21 protein-coding genes and 2 pseudogenes are annotated in these 21,943 nt (G+C 71.0%); 20 read left to right on the forward strand and 3 right to left on the reverse strand.

Going from position 1 to position 21,943, the window contains the following annotated elements; translation table 11 throughout:
- On the reverse strand, positions 1-587 hold a 587-nt coding region (locus tag G6R25_RS09845), incomplete at its 3' end, for a cytochrome P450 family protein (protein ID WP_473246888.1).
- Positions 588-710: 123 nt separating this feature from the next.
- Positions 711-1,919: a response regulator transcription factor gene (locus tag G6R25_RS25130; RefSeq protein ID WP_205447007.1), complete on the reverse strand. Its 1,209-nt coding sequence runs from the start codon at positions 1,917-1,919 to the stop codon at positions 711-713.
- Positions 1,920-2,172: 253 nt separating this feature from the next.
- Between G6R25_RS25130 and G6R25_RS09855 the strand changes: the two genes are divergently transcribed.
- The 5 genes and pseudogenes from G6R25_RS09855 (at position 2,173) to G6R25_RS09870 (ending at position 7,297) form a co-directional block, all read left to right on the forward strand.
- Positions 2,173-3,153 (forward strand): quinone oxidoreductase family protein, encoded by a 981-nt coding sequence (locus G6R25_RS09855; RefSeq protein ID WP_163552735.1) that lies wholly within the window; start codon positions 2,173-2,175, stop codon positions 3,151-3,153.
- A 68-nt stretch (positions 3,154-3,221) separates the two neighbouring features.
- Complete coding sequence (locus tag G6R25_RS09860; RefSeq protein WP_163552736.1) at positions 3,222-4,007, forward strand: enoyl-CoA hydratase/isomerase family protein; 786 nt, start codon at positions 3,222-3,224, stop codon at positions 4,005-4,007.
- Positions 4,008-4,148: 141 nt separating this feature from the next.
- Positions 4,149-4,739: pseudogene (locus tag G6R25_RS31345) on the forward strand (acyl-CoA dehydrogenase family protein); the annotation flags it as partial.
- 82 nt (positions 4,740-4,821) lie between these two features.
- On the forward strand, positions 4,822-5,325 hold the full coding sequence (locus G6R25_RS31350; RefSeq protein ID WP_235947943.1) for an acyl-CoA dehydrogenase family protein: 504 nt from the start codon (positions 4,822-4,824) through the stop codon (positions 5,323-5,325).
- A 1-nt stretch (position 5,326) separates the two neighbouring features.
- Entirely contained in the window at positions 5,327-7,297 is a 1,971-nt protein-coding gene (locus tag G6R25_RS09870; protein WP_235947944.1) for an AMP-binding protein, read from the forward strand.
- 50 nt (positions 7,298-7,347) lie between these two features.
- Here G6R25_RS09870 and G6R25_RS09875 read toward each other — a convergent pair whose 3' ends face one another.
- Positions 7,348-7,986, reverse strand: coding sequence for a FadR/GntR family transcriptional regulator (locus G6R25_RS09875; protein WP_205447011.1), 639 nt, complete (start codon positions 7,984-7,986; stop codon positions 7,348-7,350).
- Positions 7,987-8,202: 216 nt separating this feature from the next.
- On the opposite strand from G6R25_RS09875, the gene G6R25_RS09880 reads away from it, so the two are divergent.
- From G6R25_RS09880 to G6R25_RS09945, 15 genes and pseudogenes are all read left to right on the forward strand, one after another.
- Positions 8,203-9,252 carry an acyl-CoA dehydrogenase family protein gene (locus G6R25_RS09880; RefSeq protein ID WP_163552737.1) on the forward strand — a complete coding sequence of 350 codons (1,050 nt, stop codon included), beginning with the start codon at positions 8,203-8,205 and terminating at the stop codon, positions 9,250-9,252.
- Between the two features lie 54 nt (positions 9,253-9,306).
- Positions 9,307-10,473, forward strand: coding sequence for an acyl-CoA dehydrogenase family protein (locus G6R25_RS09885; RefSeq protein ID WP_163552738.1), 1,167 nt, complete (start codon positions 9,307-9,309; stop codon positions 10,471-10,473).
- Positions 10,473-11,267, forward strand: coding sequence for an SDR family oxidoreductase (locus tag G6R25_RS09890; RefSeq protein WP_163552739.1), 795 nt, complete (start codon positions 10,473-10,475; stop codon positions 11,265-11,267). The genes G6R25_RS09885 and G6R25_RS09890 overlap by 1 nt, the downstream gene beginning before the upstream one ends.
- 64 nt (positions 11,268-11,331) lie before the next feature.
- Positions 11,332-11,636, forward strand: a pseudogene (locus tag G6R25_RS31355) (thiolase family protein); the annotation flags it as partial.
- Between the two features lie 79 nt (positions 11,637-11,715).
- Positions 11,716-12,468 (forward strand): thiolase family protein, encoded by a 753-nt coding sequence (locus tag G6R25_RS31360; RefSeq protein WP_268904116.1) that lies wholly within the window; start codon positions 11,716-11,718, stop codon positions 12,466-12,468.
- Positions 12,465-13,703 (forward strand): acetyl-CoA hydrolase/transferase family protein, encoded by a 1,239-nt coding sequence (locus G6R25_RS09900; protein ID WP_163552740.1) that lies wholly within the window; start codon positions 12,465-12,467, stop codon positions 13,701-13,703. Before G6R25_RS31360 ends, G6R25_RS09900 begins: the two co-directional genes overlap by 4 nt.
- Positions 13,700-14,665 (forward strand): hydroxymethylglutaryl-CoA lyase, encoded by a 966-nt coding sequence (locus tag G6R25_RS09905; RefSeq protein ID WP_163552741.1) that lies wholly within the window; start codon positions 13,700-13,702, stop codon positions 14,663-14,665. The genes G6R25_RS09900 and G6R25_RS09905 overlap by 4 nt, the downstream gene beginning before the upstream one ends.
- Before the next feature lie 99 nt (positions 14,666-14,764).
- On the forward strand, positions 14,765-15,529 hold the full coding sequence (locus G6R25_RS09910) for an SDR family NAD(P)-dependent oxidoreductase (protein WP_163552742.1): 765 nt from the start codon (positions 14,765-14,767) through the stop codon (positions 15,527-15,529).
- Positions 15,530-15,534: 5 nt separating this feature from the next.
- Positions 15,535-16,365, forward strand: a complete 831-nt coding sequence (locus tag G6R25_RS09915) for an enoyl-CoA hydratase/isomerase family protein (RefSeq protein WP_235947945.1) — start codon at positions 15,535-15,537, stop codon at positions 16,363-16,365.
- A 143-nt stretch (positions 16,366-16,508) separates the two neighbouring features.
- Positions 16,509-17,261, forward strand: a complete 753-nt coding sequence (locus G6R25_RS09920) for an enoyl-CoA hydratase/isomerase family protein (RefSeq protein ID WP_235947946.1) — start codon at positions 16,509-16,511, stop codon at positions 17,259-17,261.
- 4 nt (positions 17,262-17,265) lie between these two features.
- A complete protein-coding gene (locus G6R25_RS09925; RefSeq protein WP_205447013.1) occupies positions 17,266-18,132 on the forward strand; it encodes an enoyl-CoA hydratase/isomerase family protein in 867 nt (288 codons plus the stop codon).
- Between the two features lie 29 nt (positions 18,133-18,161).
- Positions 18,162-19,283: a phosphotransferase family protein gene (locus G6R25_RS09930; protein ID WP_163552744.1), complete on the forward strand. Its 1,122-nt coding sequence runs from the start codon at positions 18,162-18,164 to the stop codon at positions 19,281-19,283.
- Positions 19,280-20,377 (forward strand): Rv3169 family protein, encoded by a 1,098-nt coding sequence (locus tag G6R25_RS09935; protein ID WP_205447015.1) that lies wholly within the window; start codon positions 19,280-19,282, stop codon positions 20,375-20,377. The genes G6R25_RS09930 and G6R25_RS09935 overlap by 4 nt, the downstream gene beginning before the upstream one ends.
- Before the next feature lie 140 nt (positions 20,378-20,517).
- Positions 20,518-21,312 carry an enoyl-CoA hydratase-related protein gene (locus tag G6R25_RS09940; RefSeq protein WP_136449333.1) on the forward strand — a complete coding sequence of 265 codons (795 nt, stop codon included), beginning with the start codon at positions 20,518-20,520 and terminating at the stop codon, positions 21,310-21,312.
- 176 nt (positions 21,313-21,488) lie between these two features.
- Entirely contained in the window at positions 21,489-21,893 is a 405-nt protein-coding gene (locus G6R25_RS09945) for an SDR family NAD(P)-dependent oxidoreductase (protein WP_235947947.1), read from the forward strand.
- Positions 21,894-21,943: the final 50 nt, after the last annotated feature.

Below are 21,943 nucleotides of genomic sequence, written 5' to 3' on the forward strand. Positions count from 1 at the left end.
GTGAGCGCCATCATCCGCGGTTCGTCCTCGGCCGGTACGCCGAACAGCGTCATGATGACGTGCAGTGGATAGCCGAGCGTGAAGTCGGCGACCAGCTCCAGGTCGTTCGCTCCCGGCCGCAGGTGGTCGGCGATCGCGCGGCGGGCCAGCGCCCGGATGCGGTCCTCCCACTTCTTCAGGGAGGCCGGCCGAAACCACTCGTTGGCGATGTCCTTGACCATCGTGTGCTCGGGCGGGTCGAGGTAGGTGAGCGTCTCGAGGATGCGCAGGCTGCCGCCCGTCAACGACTTCGTGAACGCGTCGCCGGCCTGGTTCTGCAGGATCGGATTGTGCGAGCCGGGGGCCTCGCCGCCACCACTGGTGAAGATCGCCGGCTGCCGCTCGATCTCCATGATGTCCGCGTGCTTGGTGACGAGCCAGATCGGCTCGTATCCCTCGACGGCGACCTTCGCCAACGGAGCGTTCTCACGCAGCCACCGGTACGCCTCGAACAGCGACGCTTCGTCCCGGTGGCCCTCGGGAAGCACCACTCGCCTGGCGATCTCCTCGGGGACGTCAACGATCGGAGTGGTATCCGTGATGGTCATGAGGCGCTCCATGCGTCAGGGGCGAGAGCCGTCCGATCACGGCGGCGGGCCCGACTCCAGGTGGATTGCGACCATCATGTGAGTGGCATCACATCCAACTCATCATCCGGAAGGAAGGCTTTTCTACCCCCTCGAACGGCCTGCGATCGAGGGCGCTCCCCTGACGATGTGCTGGTGGTAGACCGAGCCGGCCTCCGAGCGGGTGGCCACGCCCAGCTTGCGCATCAGGCTCTTGGCGTGGGACTTGACGGTGCTCTCGGCGACGCAGAGGTGCGTGCCGATCTGTGCGTTCGTCAGGCCGGTCGCGATCAGGCGCAGCACCTGCTCCTCCCGGCGGGTCAGCACGTCGCGCCAGGCGTCCGGCGCGCCGGGTAACCGGTGCACGTCGACCAGCGTCACGTCAAGCGGGCGACCGGGCGGCGGCTGACCGTGCGGCGGCAGGTGCCGGTTCATCATGGTGCCGCCCGGTGACGCGGCCGCGAGCTGCGGGCCGCTCACAGGTTGTGAGATACCTGGCCATCGGTACCCCGAGTCAGCCGGGCGGGGCTCACCGCGCCGGGAGCCGGGCTCGACGACGGCCGGCGCCCGCCCCACCGCGACGGACGCGGGGCCGGCCGGGCACGGGCCGGGGACCGGTTCGTGCCCGAGACGACCGAGCACGTCCACAAGCGCGGCGGACTGGTCCGCGACCACCGCGTGCACGGCCGCCATGTCGGCGAGCACCGCGAGCCGCTCGAGCGCGAGCCCGAGGCCTTCGGCCAGTAACGCGATCAGGTCACGGTCGAACTCGCCCATCGTGCCGTACTCGACGTTGCGGTCGACATGCAGCAGACCGACCACTCTGCGACAGAAGAGCACCGGGGCGGCGGCGTAGGAGTGACTTCCGGTGACGGCCACCAGCGCAGCGTGTACTCGGGGATTGCCCTGGACGTCCCGAACCAGGATTGTCGACTTCGTCCGGACCACCTCCTCCTCGAGCAGGCCGTCGACCCTGCGGCAGGCCGGGGCGTGTCCGGCCGCCACGATCATCGCGGCCTCCTGTGGGTCGGTGCGGGTGCAGGCCGTGCGAGGGATCCAGCGGCCCCGGTCGACCGACGAGAACAGCACCCGGTAGTACCCGAGGTCCGCGGTCGTGCCCGGAATCATCTCGGCCATCTCGTCCACCGACGTCGCGGTCCGGCACCGCCGCAACGCTCGTGCCATCAGCTGGGTGGCCTGCTGCCCACGCCGCGCCTCCCACACCGTGAGGTCGAGCCGGACGGCGGCCAGTTCCACGGCCACGACGGCGGCGGCCGCCAGCAGATCCTGGCGAGACCTGGCGGTTGCGGCCACAGCCAGCTCCGCCTCTCTGAGCGGATGGGCGAGTTGTCCCGGGTCGGTCCGGTCGGCACGAAGGCGTGGAGCGGCTATCCCGAAGGTCGCCGCGGCCACGCACAGCACTCCGTCCGCTCTGTCCAAAAATTCCCTATATGCGGCAGACGTCACTAAGAACTCCCTTGCCACCTACTCCAAACCATGTTGAATGGCAATGGTATGACCATATAGATTTAGGGCGGGCGGGTCACCACACCGTGGAGGAGCAGAGGTGCGCGCGATCGTCATGGAGGCGTACGGTCCGCCGTCGGTGTTGCGACCCGAGGACGTGCCGGCTCCTGCGGAGCGTGCCGGCTGGGTGACCGTACGGCTGACGGCGAGCGCCCTCAACTGGCACGACGTTCTGGTGCGCCGGGGGCAGTACGCCTCCCCGCTCCCCCACGTCCCCGGCGCCGACGGGGCAGGTACGCGCACGGACACCGGTGAGCCGGTCGTCGTGCTGCCGTCGCTGTCCTGGGGCGAGGGCGACGCCGCGCCCGACGGGGGCTGGGAGATCCTGGGCGACCACCGGCCCGGCACGTACGCCGAGATGGTGACCGTGCCCGCCGAGTGCGCGGTCCCCCGGCCACCTGGGCTGAGCCTGGCCCAGGCCGCCGCCTTGCCGCTGGTCGGAGTGACGACGTTCCAGGCGCTGTTCAGCCGGAGACGGCTCACGGCCGGGGAGTCACTGCTCGTGCTCGGGGCCAGCGGGGGAGTCGCGACCATGGCCGTCTCGCTCGCCGCCACGGCCGGTGCGCGGGTGGTCGTCACCTCGGGCGACCCGCGGAAGATCGACGCCGCCCGGGAGCTGGGCGCGGCCGACGGCGTCGACCACACCGCGGCCGACTGGATCGAGGCGGCGCGGGCTCTGACTCCCCGGCTGGCGGGCTTCGACCTCGTGCTCGACAGCGTCGAGCGGTGGGCGGAGTCGGTGCGCTGCCTCACGCCCGGCGGGCGGTGCGTGGTGCTCGGCGCCAGCGCCGCGCAGCACGCGACGCTACCGGTCCGCCCCTTCTACTTCGGCCAGTACGAACTCATCGGCACGACGATGGGCAGCCCTCGCGACATGGCCGGGCTCCTGCGTTTCCTCGACGACCACACGGTCACGCCGCCGGTCGTCGACCGCACGTTCCCGCTGGCGCAGGCCGCGCTCGCGCACGAACATCTTGAGGCGGGCACCGGGTTCGGAAAGATTGTTCTGATGCACGACTGAGCATCGGCAAGCAGTGTCCGGCGGCATTCGCATCCGGCCCGGCCCGTGCCCCGAGCAGGAGGAAGACCATGCCAGCCGCCCTCGTCCGTTACGACCTCGATGCCCGAGGCGTCGCCACCATCACCCTGGACGACCCCGCGACCCGCAATGCCCTAAGCGACCGGCTACTCGATGAGCTGATCGGCCGGCTCGGGCAGGCCCGGGCGGACGGCTCGGTGCGGGTGGTCGTCCTGACATCCAGCGACGACCGGGTGTTCTCCAGCGGCGGCAACCTCAAGGCGTTCGCCAACGACACTCCGACGGTCGAGAAGTACGTCGGCCTGGACCGTTTTCCCCGCATCTACCGACTGCTCGGGCAGCTCGGCAAGCCGAGCATCTGCGCGGCGGGCGGCGATGTACTGGCGGGCGCCTTCGGCCTCGCCCTCGCCTGCGATCTGATCATCGCCCGCGAGGGTGTGCGGTTCGGCTGCCCTGAGATCAACGTCGGGGTCTTCCCGTTCATGATCTCGGCGCTCATCTACCGGAGCGTGCCGAGAGCCAGGGCGAACGAGCTCATGATGACCGGCAGTCTGATCTCCGCCGCCGAGGCGGAGCGGCTGCACCTGGTCAACGCGGTGGTGCCCGGCGAGCAGTTCGCCGCCGAGGTCGACCGCTGGGCGGGACTGATCGCGTCCCGTTCACCGCTGCTCATGCGGATGGGCAAGAACGCCCTCGACGCGACCCGCGATCAGCCGCTCGATGCCGCCCTGGCCCACCTGCAGGGCCAGCTCGCGCTTGCCTTCGCCACCGAGGACATCAAGGAGGGCGTGGCCGCGTTCCGGGAGAAGCGGGAACCTCGCTGGTCGGGCCGGTAGACGCGGTCGACCTGGCTCGGGGCGCCCACGCCGATACGACGACACCCACGGCCAGCGGTCGGCGGCAGATCGCCGCCGGCGACTATTTGGCCTGACCTATAGTACCGTTAGGTCAGATGACGCACCCTGGAGGTGGTGTCCATGGATCTCGCCGACGCACCGGACGAGGCTCGCTTCCGCGCCGACGCGCGCGCCTGGCTCGATCGCGAGCTCCCCCGGTTACCGTGGCCCGAACCAGTCGACCTGGTGGCGAAGGCGCCCTTCTGGCGCCAGTGGCAGGCGGCGGTGTTCGCCGCGGGCTACGCCGGCCTCACCTGGCCAGCCGAGTTCGGCGGCCAGGGACTCGACGAACGCATGCGGACGATCTTCACCGAGGAGTGCGACCGGGTCGGCGCGCCCGAACGACTGAACATCATCGGGGAGGACTTCGCCGGGCCGACGATCGCGCATTTCGGCACCGCCGACCAGAAACGGCGACTACTGCGGCCGATCCTGACCGGCGAGCAGATCTGGTGCCAGCTCTTCTCCGAACCCGACTCCGGCTCCGACCTGGCCTCGCTGCGCACCAGGGCCACGAAGGTCGACGGTGGCTGGCGCATCAGCGGCCAGAAGATCTGGACCAGCCGGGCGCAGCTCGCCACCCAGGCCATTCTGCTCGCCCGCACCGGTGGCGGGGAGCGTCATCGCGGCATCACCTACTTCCTCCTGCCGATGGACTCCCCTGGCATCACGGTGCGACCGCTCGCGCACATGCTGGGCGAGGCCGAGTTCAACGAGGTGTTCCTCGACGAGGTCCTCGTTCCCGACGACGCCGGTGGTCGGCGAGGTCGACGGCGGCTGGAAGGTCGCCATGGGCACGCTGGCCTTCGAACGGGTGGCGATCGCGACCGGCCGGGTCAACACCACGAAGGCGGTCGAGGAGATCCTCGCCGCCATCCGCTCCCGTACCACCGCGGACGGCACCCCGCTCGCCGCCGACCCCCTGGTCCGCCAGCGGGGCGCCGACCTCTGGGGCCGAGCACTCGTGCACCGGGCGATCAGCCAGCGGGTGGTCTCGGCCGCGGCGGCCGGCGAACCCCCGGGCCCGGTCACCTCGATCGGCAAGCTCTACTTCTGCCCCCTCGTCGAGGACCTCGCCGACTTCCGGCTCTCGCTCGAGCCGCTCGGCGACCAGTTCAGGCCAGCCGACGAGGGCGCCGCCGCCGACCACTGGCTGCGGCTGGCCTACCAGGCACGGGGCACCGCGATCGCCGGGGGCTCCACCTTCATCCAGCGCAACATCGTCGCCGAGCGCATCCTCGGCATGCCTCGGAGCTGACGTGACCTACATCTGGCGCCCGAACCAGGAATACTCGGAGAACGCGAACGTCGTCCGGCTGATGCGCCACTTCGGCGTGGCCGACGCTGACGCCCTGCGGGCGGTGTCCGTCGCCGACGTCGGCGCCTTCTGGGACGCGGTCGTCACGGACCTGGGCATCCGGTTCCGTCGGCCGTATCGCCGCGTGCTGGACACCGCCAGCGGGCCGCAGTTCCCCGAGTGGTTCGTCGGGGGCGAACTGAACGTGACGGACGCATGCCTGGACCGGTGGGCCGAGCAGAGCCCCGCCGCACCGGCAGTCGTGCACGAGACCGAGGCCGGCCTGGTGCGACAGCTGTCATATGCCGAGCTCGCGGACCAGGTCGCCCGGGTACGCGGCGGGCTGCGCCGGAACCTGATCGGCCCGGGCGACGCCGTCGCGCTCTACCTGCCGATGATCCCCGAGGCGGTCGTGGCGCTCTACGCGGTGGCCAGCCTGGGAGCCATCGCCGTGCCGCTGTTCTCCGGCTTCGCGCCCGGGGCCATCGCGGCACGGCTGCGCGACGCCGAGGTGAAGGCGGTCATCACGGCGGACGGCACCGTGCGCCGCGGCCGTACTGTGCGGATGCGGCCGCAGCTGGACGAGGCGATCGCGGCCTTCCCGGGGGTACGACTGGTCGTCACCGTCGAGAACCTGGCCGGGGCCGCGGTCGGCCCGACCGACAATCCCCCGGCCGATGAGGCGGGCGAGCCGGCAGTGGTGCGCTGGAGCAGCCTGCTGGCCGGGCCGCCCGACCCGGATATCGCGCCCACCGCGGCGTCGGACGTCCTGCTGCTGGGCTACACGTCCGGGACGACCGGCCGGCCGAAGGGAGCCGTGCACACCCACGCCGGGTTCCTGACGAAGGTCGCCAGCGAGCTCCCCTACGGCTTCGAGCTCGGCCCCGGCCGCTCGTTGTGCTGGATCACCGACATGGGCTGGATCATGGGGCCGCTGGCCGTTCTCGGCACCCACGCCTGCGGCGGCAGCCTGGTGCTGTACGAGGGCTCCCCGGACACCCCCGACAGCACCCGGGTGTGGCAGCTGGTGGCACGCCACCGGGTGACGACGCTCGGAGTGTCCCCGACCCTGGTCCGCACGCTGCGGGTGGCCGCGGACGGCCTGCCCACGCAGGACCTCTCGTCGGTCCGGGTGCTGGGCTCCACCGGCGAGCCATGGGACCCAGAGTCCTACGAGTGGCTGGCCCGCGACGTCTTCACCGGGCGGGTGCCGGTCGTGAACTTCTCCGGAGGCACCGAGGTCGGCGGCTCGCTGCTGTGCCCCTACCCGGTCGAGGACATCGCCAGCTGCTCGCTCGGCGGGCCGGCGCTCGGGATGGACGTCGACGTGGTCGGCGAGGACGGCCGGCAGGTGCGGGGCGTGACCGGCGAGCTGGTATGCCGCCAGCCGTGGCCGGCCATGACCCGAGGGGTGTGGCGCGACGACGAGCGCTACCTCGAGACATACTGGTCGACCTTCCCCGGCCTGTGGCGCCAGGGCGATTTCGCGCTCGTCGACGAGCACCGCGGCTGGTATGTGCTCGGCCGTTCCGACGACGTCATGAACGTCTCGGGCAAGCGCGTCGCGCCGACCGAGATCGAGTCGGTGCTCGCCGCGGACCCGGCGGTGGCCGAGAGCGCCGTCGTCGGCATCCCGGACCCCACGAAGAACGAGGCGGTCTGGGCGTTCTGGGTGGCTCGCCCCGGCGAGGGCATCGAGGGTATCGAGGGCGTCGCACGGCGGTTACGTGACCGGGTCGCCGCGGAGGTCGGCAAACCCTTCGTCCCGACCCAGGTCGTGCGGGTGGAGGCGCTGCCCAGGACCCGCTCAGCCAAGATCCTGCGCCGGGCGGTGCGTGCCGCCGTCCTGGACATCGATCCCGGTGACCTGTCAGGTGCCGAGAACCCGGAGGCGGTCGAGACGATCCGGGCCCAGGTGAAGGGCCTGCGGTGAACCGGACCCCGGCCGGCCGGGCGCCCGGTGGGAACCACCGGGCCGGCAGGTCAGTCCCCGGGCACGTCGATGGCGGTGCGCTCATCCACCTTGAGCACCGCTTCGGCATAGGCGTGCACATGCCGGTTCATGCGTCGCACGGCCCGCTCGGCGTCCCGGCTCCGGATAGCCTCGGTGATGCCCCGGTGCGCCCGGACCGTCAGACGCCGGACCTCGGTGTCGATGAAGTCCTGGTTGTCGGTGGACGCGTAGATGGCCCGCGAGAGCGCGCTCATGAACCCGGTGAACAACTCGTTGTGGCTGGCGACCGCGACCGCGACATGCCAGTCGACGTTGGCCTGCAGGAAATCGGTACGGGAACCGCTCTCCACGGAGATCGCCTCGTTGGCCTTCTCGAGGGCGGTGAGGTCGGCGTCCGTGCGGTACCTCGCGGCCAGCCGAGCGCAGGCGGGCTCGATCGCCTCACGCGTCTCGAACAGAGCCGCCAACCGGATCTGGCGGCCACGGATCATCAGGCTGACGGAACTCGCGACCGACTCCCCGCCCGGCACCTGCACGTAGGCGCCACCGGAGCGGCCTGCCCTGATCCGAACCAGGCCCTGCACCTCGAGGATGCGCAGCGCCTCACGAACAGTGGTTCGGCTCATCTGGGTCTGCACGACGAGCTCGCGCTCCGGCGGCAGCACCATGCCCCCGCAGAATCCGCTCCCGCAGGTCCTCCGCGAGGACGTCCGAAGCCTTGGGCACCTGCATGGGTTCCAGCCGAACCGCATGACGATCCCGCGGAGCCGGGCGGCCCTCAGCGGCCATCACGCCCCCAAAGTCCTGGTATTAGATCGTACCTAATCTAGCAGTCGATCTGTCGACGGCCCGACCCGCCGCCGGGGCACAACGAAAGGTTCACCATGCAGTGGAGCTTGTCGGAGGAGCAGACCGCGTACCGCAAGGCGCTGCACGACTGGCTCGGCGACGTCGCACCGGCCGCCGTCGTGCGGTCCTGGCTGGACTCCGGCGATCCCACGGAGTTCACCAGGCGCTTGCGCGCGGACGGCTGGTCGGGCGTCGGGGTTGCCGAGGACGTCGGTGGCCAGGGCGGTGGCATGGTGGAACTCGCGCTGACGGCCGAGGAACTGGCCCGTCACACGGCCCCGTCGGCGGCGTGGCTCGCCACCGTGCTTGCGTTGCCCGCGCTCGAAGGGCACCCGCAGGCCTTGGCACGGGCCATCGGCGGCACCGGAGCGGCACTGGCGGTCAGCGCCGAGTCGGTCATCTCGGACTTCCGGCCGCTCGCCGTCGACGCGGCCGGCCGCGTCAGCGGCGCAGTGTCTCGGGTGCTCGCCGCCGGGGAGGTCGGCTGCCTGGTGGTGCCGGTGGCCGCCGGCAGCGCGACGGCACTGCACCTGGTCGACCCGGCCGGGCCGGGAGTTCGGATCACACCGCGCAGCCTGCTGGACCGCTCCCGTTCGGTTGCTGATGTGGCCCTCGACGGCGCCCCGTCCGAGCCGCTGGCCGGCCCGGGCGGGGACGGCCGGGCCGGGGCCGCCGAGCTGCTCGCCGCCGCCGCGCGAGCGGCGGTGCTGGTCGCGGCCGACTCGCTCGGCGCGAGCGAGCGGATGCTCGACCTGGCCGTGGCCTACAGCCTGCAACGCCGCCAGTTCGGCGCACCCATCGGTTCGTTCCAGACGGTCAAGCATGCCGCCGCGACGATCCTGGTGGGAGTCGAGGCCGCCCGCTCCGTGGTCTACTTCGCCGCCGCGTCGGTCCAGAACGGCGATCCACAGGCGATCGCGCACGCGGCGGCGGACTCGGCGCTCACCATGCACGGCGCCATCGGCTACACGTGGGAGCACGACCTGCAGCTGTTCTACAAGCGGGCGAAGCTCGACGAGTTCCTGTGCGGCAGCCCGACGGCCTGGAACAAGATCCTGGCCAACCACCTACTCCCCGCCATCTAGCTATTTGGTCAGTCCATTAGCCATGGTTGTTTTAATTAGTGGAGGGAGGCTGGCATGGATTTCGATCTCACAGACGAGCAGACGACGATCCGCAGGGCGGTGGCCGAGCTTGCGGCCAAGTTCGACGACGACTACTGGATGAAGCGGGACGAGGACCACGAGTTCCCGGTCGAGTTCTACCGGGCGTTCGCCGAAGGCGGCTGGCTCGGGATGACCATCCCGGAGGAGTACGGCGGACACGGCTTCGGCATCACGGAGGCGTCACTGCTCCTCGAGGAGGTCTCCGCGGCCGGCGGTGGCATGAACGCCGCCAGCTCCATGCATTTGTCGATCTTCGGCATGCATCCGGTCGTCGTGCACGGCTCCGAGCAGCTCAAGCGGGAGACTCTCCCCCGCGTCGTCAACGGCGACCTGCACGTCTGCTTCGGCGTGACCGAACCGGAAGCGGGGCTCGACACCACCCGGATCTGGACGTTCGCTCGGCGCGACGGCTCCGACTACGTCATCAGCGGCCGGAAGGTATGGATCTCGAAGGCGCTGGAATCCGAGAAGATCCTCCTGCTCACCCGCACCGCCAAGTTCGAGGACTCGGCCCGCAAGACCGACGGCATGACGCTGTTCCTCACCGACCTGGACCGCGACCATGCCGATATCCGTCCCATCAAGAAGATGGGCCGCAACGCGGTCAGCTCGAACGAGTTGTTCATCGACGACCTGCGGGTGCCGGCCGAGCACCGCGTCGGAGAGGAAGGCAAGGGCTTCACCTACCTGCTCGACGGGCTCAACCCCGAGCGGATGCTGGTCGCCGCCGAGGCGCTCGGGCTCGGCCGGGCCGCGCTGCGACGAGCAGTGCGCTACGGCAACGAGCGGGAGGTCTTCGGCCGACCGATCGGGATGAACCAGGGTCTGCAGTTCCCGCTGGCGGACTCCCTTGCCCGATTGGACGCGGCCGAGCTGGTGCTGCGCAAGGCGACGTGGAGTTACGACAAAGGGTTGCCGTGTGGCCGGGAGGCGAACACCGCGAAGTACCTGTGCGCCGACGCTGGTTTCCAGGCGGCCGACCGTGCGCTGCAGACACACGGCGGCATGGGTTATGCCGAGGAGTACCACGTGTCCCGCTACTTCCGCGAGGCTCGCCTGCTGCGCATCGCGCCGCTGAGCCAGGAGATGGTCCTCAACTACCTGGGCTCGCACGTGCTCGGCCTGCCGAGGAGCTACTGATGCCGGACAACACTCCGACTCCGCCCTCTGCGCCGTCGCCGTCACCGTTTTCGCTGGTAGGCCGGTCAGCCCTGGTCACCGGCGCGGGCAACGGCATCGGGGCGGCCGTCGCCCGCGCGTTCGCGCGCGCCGGTGCAGCGGTGCTGGTCACCGACGTCGACAAGGATGCCGCCGCGGCCGTCGCGACCGGCATCGTCGCGGCCGGTGGCCGAGCCGGATCCGCCGTGCTCGACGTCTGCGACGCCGCGGCCGCCCGCGACGCCGCCGAACAGGCCGCCCACCTCGGCGGCGGCGCGCTCAACATCGTCGTGAACAACGCGGGCGCCATCTCCCCGGCGATGTTCGACAAGATGGACCCCGGGCAGTTCGAGAAGGTGGTCGCCATCCACCTGGGCGGCACCTTCACCGTCAGCCAGGCCGCGCTGCCCTTCCTGCCCGACGACGGCACCGGGCGGATCATCAACGTGACCTCGGCCGCCGGCCTGGTCAGCACGATCGGCCAGGTCAACTACAGCGCCGCCAAGGCCGGCGTCGTGGGTGTCACCAAGTCGCTCGCCCGCGAACTCGCTCGGCGCCGCATCACCGTGAACGCGCTCGCCCCGCTGGCGGCCACCTCGATGACGGCGAACATCCGGGGCAACGAGAAGCTCGCCGCGCTCACGCTGGCCCGCATCCCGCTCGGCCGCTGGGCCGAGGCGGAGGAGATCGCCAGCAGCTTCGTGTTCTTCGCCTCCGACGCGGCCTCCTACATCACCGGCCAGGTGCTCCCGGTCGACGGCGGGACGGTGATGTGAGGTGGCGCCCCTGCCGGCGCGATCCGCCGCTCCCTTCGCCTCGGTCGGGCGTGACGCGCTGATCGTGGATGCCCTGCGCACGCCGATCGGCCGCTCCCACGCACAGCGGGGCTGGTACCGCGACGTCCACCCGAACGAGATGCTCGGCGCGGTCTGCTCGTCGCTGCTCACCGCCACCAGGCTCGCCCCGGATGCGGTCGAGGACCTGGTGGTGGGCTGCACCGCGCCCTTCGGGGAGCAGTCGCGCAATATCGCCCGCAACGCCTGGCTACAGGCCGGCTACCCGCCGCCGTCCTCGACCGGCGGTGCGGCAGCGCCCAGACCGCGGTGGAGATGGCAGCCGCCCTGGTCTCGTCGGGTACTCACGACATCGTCCTCGCCGGCGGCGTCGAGCACATGCACCACGTGCCGATGGACTCGCCCGCCAAGATCTCCGAACTCTACGGCGATCCGTGGCCGCCCGCGCTGCGCGCGCTATGCATTCGTACCGCAGGGCGAGAGCGCGGAGCTGATCGCCGACCGCTGGGGCGTCTCGCGCGCCGAGATGGACGAGTTCGCGGCCCGTTCCCACGCGCTGACCGCCGCCGCGGTCGAGGCGGGACGGTTCGACCGGGAGATGATTCCACTCGACCTGGACGGCGCGCGCCGGGCGAGCGACCAGACGATCCGGCCCGGCACCACGGCCGAGGTCCTCGCCGGCCTGAAGCCGGTCTTCCGGCCGCCCGCCGAGGGGCGGGTGACCGCGGGGTCGTCGTCGCCGATCTGCGACGGGGCGGCCGGCGTACTGCTCGCCTCGCCGCGGGCGGTCGCCGAGCACGGCCTGACCCCGCGCGCCCGCATCCTCGACCAGACCACCGTCGGGGTCGACCCGATCATCATGCTCACCGGGCCGATCCCGGCCACCCGCAAGCTGCTCAAGCGCAACGGGCTGGCGATCGGCGACATCGACCTGATCGAGATCAACGAGGCGTTCAGCTCGGTCGTGCTGGCCTGGGAGGCCGAGCTGCGCCCGGACATGGACCGGGTGAACGTCAACGGCGGGGCGATCGCGCTCGGCCATCCGGTGGGCGCCACCGGCGCACGGCTGTTCGCGACGCTGCTCGCCGAGATGGAGCGACGCGACGTCGAGCTGGGTCTGGTCACGATGTGCTGCGGCGGCGGGCTGGGAACCGCGACACTGGTGCAACGGGTAGCAGCATGATCGATTTCGCGTCGTACCTGCGGCCAGGCGACGGAGTCTGGTGGGGACAGGCGGGCGCGGAGCCGTCGGTGCTGGTCGACGCGCTGCTCGACCAGGTCGCCTCGATCGGGCCCGTCCGGGCCTTCTTCGGCCTGACCTGGAACGGGCGCCTGACCCGTGAGCTGCCCGACGAGCTGACGGTACTGTCCTACGGCGGGCTCGGTGAGCTTCGCTTCCTGAGTCGGCACGGCCGCCTCGACGTCGTCCCGTGCCACTACTCCTCGCTCCCCCGCATGTTCGCCGCCGGCATGCTGCCCTGCGACGTCGGCCTGGTGCAGGTGTCCGCGCCGGATGCCGAGGGCATGGTCTCGCTGGGCATCGGGGTCGAGTACATCGCCGACGCGCTGGCGCACACCCGGCTGCTGGTCGCCGAGATCAACCACCGTATGCCGGCGACCCGCGGCGCGCCCCGGCTACCACTCGACGCCTTCGCGGCGACGGTCGAGACGGACCGTCCGCTACTCGAAGCGGTTCCCCGGGAGTCGGACGCCGTCGACAGGACGATCGCCGAACATGTCGCCAGCCTCGTGCACGACGGCGACGTTATACAGGTCGGCGTGGGCACGCTGCCGACGGCGGTGCTCGAGGCCCTCGGCGCCCACAGCGATCTGGACGTGCACAGCGGGATGATCACAGACGGCGTACTCGACCTGGTCGAGAAGGGTGTCGTGACCGGCGCGCGCAAGGAGATCGACCAGGGCCTGGTCGTGACCGGGGCGGCGCTCGGGTCAACAGCGCTCTACGACCGGCTCGCCGACTACCCGGTCGAGTTTCGCCCGGCGAGCTACACGCACGCCCCGGAGGTGCTCTCCCACCTGCGGTCGCTGGTCTCAGTCAACTCGGCCATCGAGGTCGACCTGCTCGGCCAGGTCGGGGCGGAGATCCGCCGGGGCGTGCGCATCGGAGCGGTCGGCGGTCAGGTCGACTTCAGCCGGGCGGCGTCCCTGACCGGGGCGCGATCGGTGATCGCGCTGCGCTCGGAGTCCGGCGGCGAGTCGACGATCACACCGGTGCTGCACGGGCGGGTGGTCACCACCGCCCGCGTCGACGTGGACGCGGTCGTCACCGAACACGGTGTCGCCCGGCTGACCGGGCAGACGGTGGCCGAAAGCGCCCGACGCCTGATCCACATCGCCGCACCCCACCACCAGGAGCAGCTGCACAAAAACCTCGTTGAGCAGGAGGACCTCAGATGACCAGCTACCCAAATGCGACCCCGGGTGAGCAGCGCCGAGTACACATCCGCGAGGTCGGTCCGCGTGACGGCTTCCAGAACGAGCCCGAGACGATACCGACCGCAGACAAGATCCGCCTGACCGACGCGCTCGGGCGGGCCGGGTTCACCCGCATCGAGATCGCCAGCTTCGTGCGTCCCGACGTCATCCCGCAGCTCTCCGACGGGGTCGAGGTGCTGCGCGGCGTCGACCTCCCCGAGGGCGTCGAGCGGATGGTGCTGGTCCCCAACAGCAGGGGACTCGACAACGCGCTGCGCCACCGTGAGCTGTTCGAGGCCGTCGGGCTGTTCGTCAGCGCCTCCCAGACCCACAACCAGCGCAACATCAACCGGACCGTCGAGCAGACGATGGCGGATGTCGCCGTGATGGGCAAGCGCGTCCTCGCCGAGGGCCTGCGGCTGTGCGCCGTCATCGCCACCTCCTTCGGCTGCCCCTACGAGGGGCCGGTGCCGATGACCCGGGTGCTCGACCTCTCCGAGCAGTTCGCCGAAGCCGGTGCCGTCGAGGTGGGGTTCGGTGACACGACCGGCATGGCGAACCCGGCCTACGCCAGGCGGTTCTTCGCGGCGGCGCTCGACCGACTGCCCGGCGTCGAGGTGACCGCGCACTTCCACAACACTCGGGGCCAGGGCCTGGCCAACGCCTACGCCGCGCTCGAGGCGGGATGCACCAGCTTCGAGTCCAGCTTCGGTGAGCTCGGCGGCTGCCCGGTGCCGGCCGGCTCGACCGGGAACATCGCCACCGAGGACCTGGTGAGCATGTTCCACGAGATGGGCGTGGCCACCGGCGTGGACCTGCCCGCGCTCGTCGCGGCGGCGCGCGACGCCCAGGCCACCCTGGGCCGCCGGCTCACCAGTCACTCCATCATCGCCGGCCCGATCCCGTGGGACGCGCTGCCCGCCGACCATCGCGTCGTCTGCTGACCACGGCCCCGACCACGGCCCGCTGCCGAGGGCAGGACCTCGGCAGCGGCGGACGTCCCCGCCGACCACACAGCTTCCCCAGAACCGACAGGAGTGTTCATGACCAACTGTGTCGCCCTCGTCACCGGTGCAGCACAGGGAATCGGCCGGGGTATCGCCGCCTCGCTCGTCGAAGCCGGTTTCCAGGTCGCCGTCGCCGACCTCAACGCCGAGGCCGCGGCCCGCACCGCGAAGGACATCACCGCGGCGAGCGGGACCGCGATCCCCGTCGAGATCAACGTCACCGACACAGCCTCGGTACGCAGCGCCGTCGAGGCGGTCGAAGCCGGCCTCGGGCCCGTCGAGGTCCTGGTCAACAACGCCGGGTGGGACGACTTCATGCCGTTCGTGGCAACCACGGAGGAGTTCTGGGACAAGATCCTCGACGTCAACTTCAAGGGCGCACTGCGCGTCACCCAGGCCGTCCTGCCGGGGATGCTCGAGCGCCGCTTCGGCCGGATCGTCAACATCGGTTCGGATGCCGGGCGGGTGGGCTCCTCCCTGGAGGCCGTGTACTCGGGCGCGAAGGGCGGGATCATCGCGTTCACCAAGACGCTGGCCCGTGAGGTCGCGACCAAGGGCGTCACGGTCAACACGGTCTGCCCCGGCCCGACCGACACCCCGGCGCTGCGTGCCTTCGCGCAGCGCGGTGACGGCGGCGCCGACGCCGAGAAGGTGATCGCCGGGATGGCGCGGGCCGTCCCGATGAAGCGGCTCGGCACCCCCGAGGACGTCGGTCCGGCCGTGGCGTTCTTCGCCTCCGACGGCGCCGGCTTCGTCACCGGACAGACGCTGTCGGTTTCCGGCGGCCTGACGATGGCGTGACGGCCGTGCCCACTCCACCCACCTCGACGGTGCCGGCTTCGCCGGCCGGGCAGGACGAGCAGGCGGGCCAGGTCGTGACCTGGCGGACCCAGGCGCCGGGCATCCGGGGCGTGACGATGGCCCGCCCGCCCGCCAATGCCCTGGGCGTGCCGCTGCTCGACGGGCTGCGCCGCGCGATCGACGACGCAGCGGCCGGTGGCACCAAGGTCGTGGTCATCACCTCGGCGCTGCACGGCTTCTTCGCGGCGGGCGCGGACATCAAGCACCTCGCCACGATCGACGCCGCCTCGTTCACCGCCTACGGCGACCGGATGCGTGCCGTCAACGACCGGCTCGCCGCGGCTCCCTTCCTTTCCATCGCCGCGATCGACGGGCTGGCCCTCGGCCGCGGGCTCGAGCTGGCGATGGCCTGCACGCTGCGGGTCGCCGGTCGGCGAGCGGCGCTCGGCCTGCCGGAGGTGAAGATCGGCCTGATCCCGGGAGCCGGCGGCACCCAGCGGCTGACCCGTCTGGTCGGGCGCTCGCGTGCGCTCGACATCATGCTCACCGCCCGCCAGGTGCCGGCCGCCGAGGCTCACCTGATCGGACTCGTCGACCGGCTGGCCGACGACGACGCGGACGCCGAGACCAGCGCGCTGGCCCTGGCCGGTGAACTGATCGGCCCGTCGCTGCCGGCACAGCTCGCGATCGTGCGCACCGTGGACGCTGCCGGCGACCTCCCGCTCGCCGAGGGGTTCCGCTACGAAGTCGCCCAAGAGCAGGCACTGTTCGAAACCGGCGAGGCGACCGAGGGCATCCGGGCGTTCGTCAGCAAACGGCCGCCCCGCTTCGCCTGAGTGGCCGACCGGCCAGCGCGCACCGCTCGCCGAGCCGGCCCTGCTCAGGCCCGACGAACCGATCGTCACAGACAACAGGAGGGGAACAGATGACGGCGCCGACGTACGAGACGTTCCTGATCGACGAGCCTCGGCCCGGCGTCGTGCTGCTCACGCTGAACCGGCCGGCCCGCTACAACGCCATGGCCAACACGATGTTCGTCGAGCTCGAGGAGTTCGCGCGTCGGCTCGACGCCGACAGCCGCAAGCGGGTCCTGGTCATCACCGGTGCCGGCCGGGCCTTCTGCGCGGGCTACGACCTCGCCGACGCCGAAAACCTGCCCAGCCTGGGGGCACTGGGCATGCTCGACCAGCAGGAACGCGCGGCTCGGGCCCTACTGGCCATCCGGTCGCTGAAGGTGCCCGTCGTGGCCGCCGTCAACGGTCCGGCAGCTGGTGGCGGGCTCTCCCTCGCGCTCGCGGCGGACATCCGGGTCGCCTCGCCGGCGGCGAAGTTCAACGCGGCATTCGTACGCATCGGCCTGTCGGCCGGTGACCTGGGCGTGTCCTGGCTGCTCACCCGGCTGGTCAGTCCGGCTGTCGCCAGCGAGATCTGCTTCACGGGCCGCATTGTCGACGCGAGCGAGGCCGAGCACATCGGGCTCGTCAACCAGGTGAGCGAAACCGGCGATCTGCTGGGCGGCGTGTTCCGGCTCACCGAGCAGATCGCCGCGAACTCCCCCGCTGGGGTGCAGCTGTCCAAGCGGGCGCTGCAGGCCAACCTTGAAGTCGGTTCGTACGCAGCCGCGCTCGAACTGGAAAACCGCGGCCAGGCGCTGCTGACCCGTAGCCAGGACATGCCCGAAGCACTGGCAGCCTTCCGGGAGAAACGCACGCCTGTCTTCAAAGGAGAGTGACGCCGTGTCCACCACATTAAACGGGACGGCCCGGTCGAGTGGGACGGCCCCGAACGCCCCCGGCCTGACCCTGCCCGAGTTCGAGACGCTCGCCATCGAGGTACTCGACGGCGGCATCGCGATCCTGCGGGTCAACCGGCCGCAGCGGATGAACTCCCAGACCGTCCGGATGTTCCACGAGTTCGGCGAGGCGGCACTGGCGCTGCGGGACAGCGGGCTGCGGGCCCTGGTCCTCACCGGCTCGGGCACCCGGGCTTTCTGCGCCGGCTTCGACCTCGACGAGATCGAGGTCATCACGCAGATGGGCGTCCGGGAGTTCCTCGCGTTCCAGGAGACCGCGACGGGCGGCATCGCGGCCATCCGGCACCTGCCGTTCCCCGTGCTCGCCGCGGTCCACGGCCCGGCCGCCGGCGGCGGCCTGGCGCTAGCACTCGCCGCCGACATCCGCTACGCCGCGCCCACCGCGAAGTTCAGCGCCGCGTTCGTCCGGGTGGGCCTGTCCGTCGGCGAGCTCGGCACCTCGTTCACCCTCTCCCGGCTGGTCGGGCCGGCCCACGCAGCCGAGATCGGCTACACCGGCCGGCTGGTCGGGGCCGAGGAAGCCGAGCGCATCGGGCTGGTGAACCGGGTCGTGCCCAGCGAGTCGCTGCTCGACGAGACCCTCGCGACCGCCCGGACGATCGCCGCGAACTCCCCGGGCGGGGTGCGGCTGTCCAAGCGCGCGATCCAGCGCAACCTCGAGATCACCTCCTACGCCGCGGCGCTCGAGCTGGAGAACCGGGGCCAGGCACTGCTGACCCGCACCGAGGACATGCCTGAGGCCCTCGCGGCCTTCAAGGCGAAGCGCCCGGCGCATTTCACGGGCCGTTGAGCGGCACCGCAGCGGCGACGAGCCACCCGGTGGCCGGGCACGGGCCTGACACTGGGAACGGTACCGCCGCCCCGCCGGCCTGGGACTGGGACGCCGCCACCCGCCCGCGGCTCGAGCGATTCCTCGCCGAACGCGGCCTCTGCGACGGACCCGTGCGCACCCGCCGCATCGGCGACGGCCACTCCAACCTCACCTACCTGGTCTCCGACGGAACCAGCCACGTCGTCGTACGCCGCCCGCCGCCACCTCCGGTGCCGCCCGGCGGTCACGACGTGCTGCGCGAGGCCCGGCTGGTGGGCGCGCTGCGCGACTCTGCGGTGCCGGTACCCGCGGTCCTGGCGACCGCGCAGCCGGGGGACGTGCTCGACGTGCCGCTCTACGTCATGAGCTTCGCCGACGGGCCGGTCGTCACCACGTCGACCCCCGCCCCGTTGGCCACCCCCGCCTCCCGCCGGGAGATCGGCGAATCGCTGATCGACACCCTGGCCGAGCTCCATGCGGTCGACTGGCAGGGCAGGGGCCTGGGCGACCTCGGCCGGCCCGAGGGGTTCAACGCCCGCCACGTCCGGCGGCTCGGCCGGCTGGTCGCGGATGCGCAGGGCGCCCTGCCGCCGGAGTTCGCCGTGGCCGAGGCGTGGCTGCGTGAGCACGTGCCGGCCGAGTCGAGCGCGTCGATCGTGCACAACGACTACCGCCTGGGCAACGTGATCCTCGCTCCGGACCCGCCGGGCCGCGTCGCCGCGGTGCTCGACTGGGAGCTCGCGACCGTCGGCGACCCGCTATTCGACGTCGGCTACTTCCTCGCCGCCGTACCGGAGCCGGGCCAGCCGCTCACCCCCACCCAGCTGCTCGGGGCGGCGCAGCTCGAGGACGGCTACCCCAGCCGCGCCGAGCTCGCCGCCCGCTACGCCGAACGCACCGGCCGCGACCTGGGCGGACCCACGCTGTCGAGGCTGACCTGGTACACCACGCTCGCGCTGTGGAAGCTGGCCGCACTGTACGAGTACAGCCGCCGGCGCGCGGAGCGGGACATCGGCGACCCCTACTACGCCGACCCCGCCCTGGTGCGCTCCTTCCTCGACGCGGCGCACCGTACGGCCGGCCTGGCGCCCCTCGGGCATCCCCGTCCCGAATCGGGAGCAACCACATGACCGAGATCACCGAGATCACCGAGATCACCGAGATCACCGAGATCACCGAAATCGCCGAGTTCCACGACGAGCCGGTCGCGCCCGGGAGGACCGCGACGGACGCACTGCCCGACCGGTTCTTCGACCGCTTCATGTTCAACGCCCACCCGGTGGACCGCACCGCGCCGTCGATCCTGCTCGGCTGCGGGCTCTACCCCACCCGCAACGTGATCGACGGCTTCGCGATCGTCGTGACCGAGGCCGAGCAGCGTAATCTGCGCTGGTCCACCGAGCTGGATACGACGGACTGGCGCGGGGGCGGGCCGTTCCGGTTCGAGGTACTCGAGGCGAACCGCGCCTGGTGCCTCGTCCTCGACGACAACCCGAGCGGACTGACGTTCGCCCTCACCTGGCGGGCGCGCACACCGGCCTGGGTCGGCGACATCGACGTGCACAACAGCGACGACGGCACCCCGACCCGGTTCGAACACCTCGTGCAGTCCGGCTTCCACCACGGCACGCTGACGGTCGACGGCTGGTACGGCCAGCGCGACCGGTCCCGCGGCGTGCGCACCATGTCGGGCGGGCAGGGACTGCACATCTGGTTCCAGGCCCAGTTCCCCGACCGTTCCGTCGGATTCCTGCTCGTCGAGGACCGCCACGGCGGGCGCGTCCTGCTCGAGGGCGCGGTGATGCACGCGGACGGATCCGGGGCGGACGCCGACGCCGGCGACGGCGGTCTCAACGCAATCATCGACGTGCGTCACGACCTGCGGTTCGGGGACGACCTCGACCTGCAGTCAGGCACCGTCGAGGTGACGACGGGGGCTGGGCGGACCTACGTCATCGACTGCGAGGCGTCGGCCGGCGGCGGCTTCATGGCCGGTGGCGGGTATGACGCCCAGCACGGTCGCGAGCGCGGGCGGGACCACCTCGAGCACGAGGTCTACCCGCTCGACGGCACTGTTTCGCCGCACTCGCTGAACACGGCGCTGACCGACCGGCTGACCGGTTTCACCTGGGACCGTACGGCGGGCACCGGCATCTTCGAGTCCGCCCACAGCCGCAGCCGGTCGTACGCCTACCAGCCGACGCTGCTGCGGCGAGGGCGCTGACAACGGCCGAGTACCCGCCGAGCAGGTGGCTGGCCGGGCCTGGCCGGCAACCGGTTGATACGACTCACTCGCCCGCGTAAAGTCTGCTAATGGTCAGTCCTAAATGCTGGCATCCGACCGTGAGAGAGGACCGATAGTCGATGGACGACTTCACCGACGTCACGTACGAGGTCGACAACGGGCTCGCGTGGATCACGATCAACCGGCCGGAACGCTATAACTCCTTCCGCGCACGCACCGTCGACGAACTCGTGCTCAGCTTCAAGCGAGCCTGGGGCAGCGACGACGTCGGCGTGATCGCCCTCACCGGCGCCGGGGAGAAGGCGTTCTGCACCGGCGGCGACCAGAAGCAGCGCATGGAGACCGGCGACTACGGCCCGTCGGCCAGCGGTCTGTTCGAGGTCGACTCGCTGCACCGGGTGATCCGTTATGTGCCCAAGCCGGTGATCGCGGCGGTCAACGGCTTCACGATCGGTGGCGGTCACGTGCTGCACCTGCTCTGCGACCTCACCATTGCCGCGGAGAACGCCAAGTTCGGCCAGAACGGCCCGCGCGTCGGCTCGTTCGACGCCGGGTTCGGCACGGGGCTACTGGCACGCGCGATCGGTGAGAAGCGGGCGCGCGAGATCTGGTTCCTCTGCCGGCAGTACTCGGCCCAGCAGGCGTCCGAGTGGGGACTGGTGAACAAGGTCGTCCCGGCCGACCAGCTGCGCAAGGAGGTCCGGTCGTGGGCGGACAAGATCCTGCGCCTGTCCCCCACCGCGCTGAAGGTGCTCAAGCAGTCGTTCAACACCGACACCGAGCACTTCGCCGGCATCGGCCAGATGGCCTACTCGAACCTCAAGATGTTCGGCGAGACCCCGGAGGCCAAGGAGGGCATCACCGCCTTCAACGAGAAGCGCGCTCCCGACTTCTCCGCCTACCGCGGCAACTGAGAACGCCGAAATGACTGGGCATCCAGCGGTGTCAGCACCTTCACCGTTCGCCAGCGAGGCGTTGGCCGGCAAGCGCATCCTCGTGACCGGCGGCGGCAGCGGACTCGGCCGCGCCCTACGCCGGTCACCTGGTCGCGCAGGGCGCCGACGTGCACCTGTGGGGGCGCCGCGAGGGCATGTTGCGCGAGGCGGCCGAAGAGGCGTCGGCAGGGCGACCGGGCAGAGTGCACGTAGACACCGTCGACATTCGCCAGTTCGACCAGGTGGACGAGGGGATGCAGGCCATCTGGGCCGAACACGGGCCGCTCACCAGCGTCGTCAACAACGCGGGGGCGAACTTCATCGCCCGCACCGAAGATCTCAGCCCACGCGCCTTCCACGCCGTGACCAGCACGATCATGGACGGCTCGTTCTTCACCAGCACGGCCGCGGCACGGCGCTGGATCGCCGACGGCCTGCCCGGCACCATCCTGTCCAACCTGACGACCTGGGTCTGGACGGGTTCGGCGTTCGTCGTGTCCGCCGCGATGGCCAAGGCCGCCGTCCACTCGATGACGATGCCACTGAGCCTTTCCCGGTAGCGTTTTGTCGCTTTGCGTGACATCAATGTTGTGTTGGTGTGTTGGGTTTC

The sequence above is a fragment of the Candidatus Frankia alpina genome (assembly GCF_902806485.1).
Classification (GTDB): Bacteria; Actinomycetota; Actinomycetes; order Frankiales; family Frankiaceae; genus Frankia; species Frankia alpina.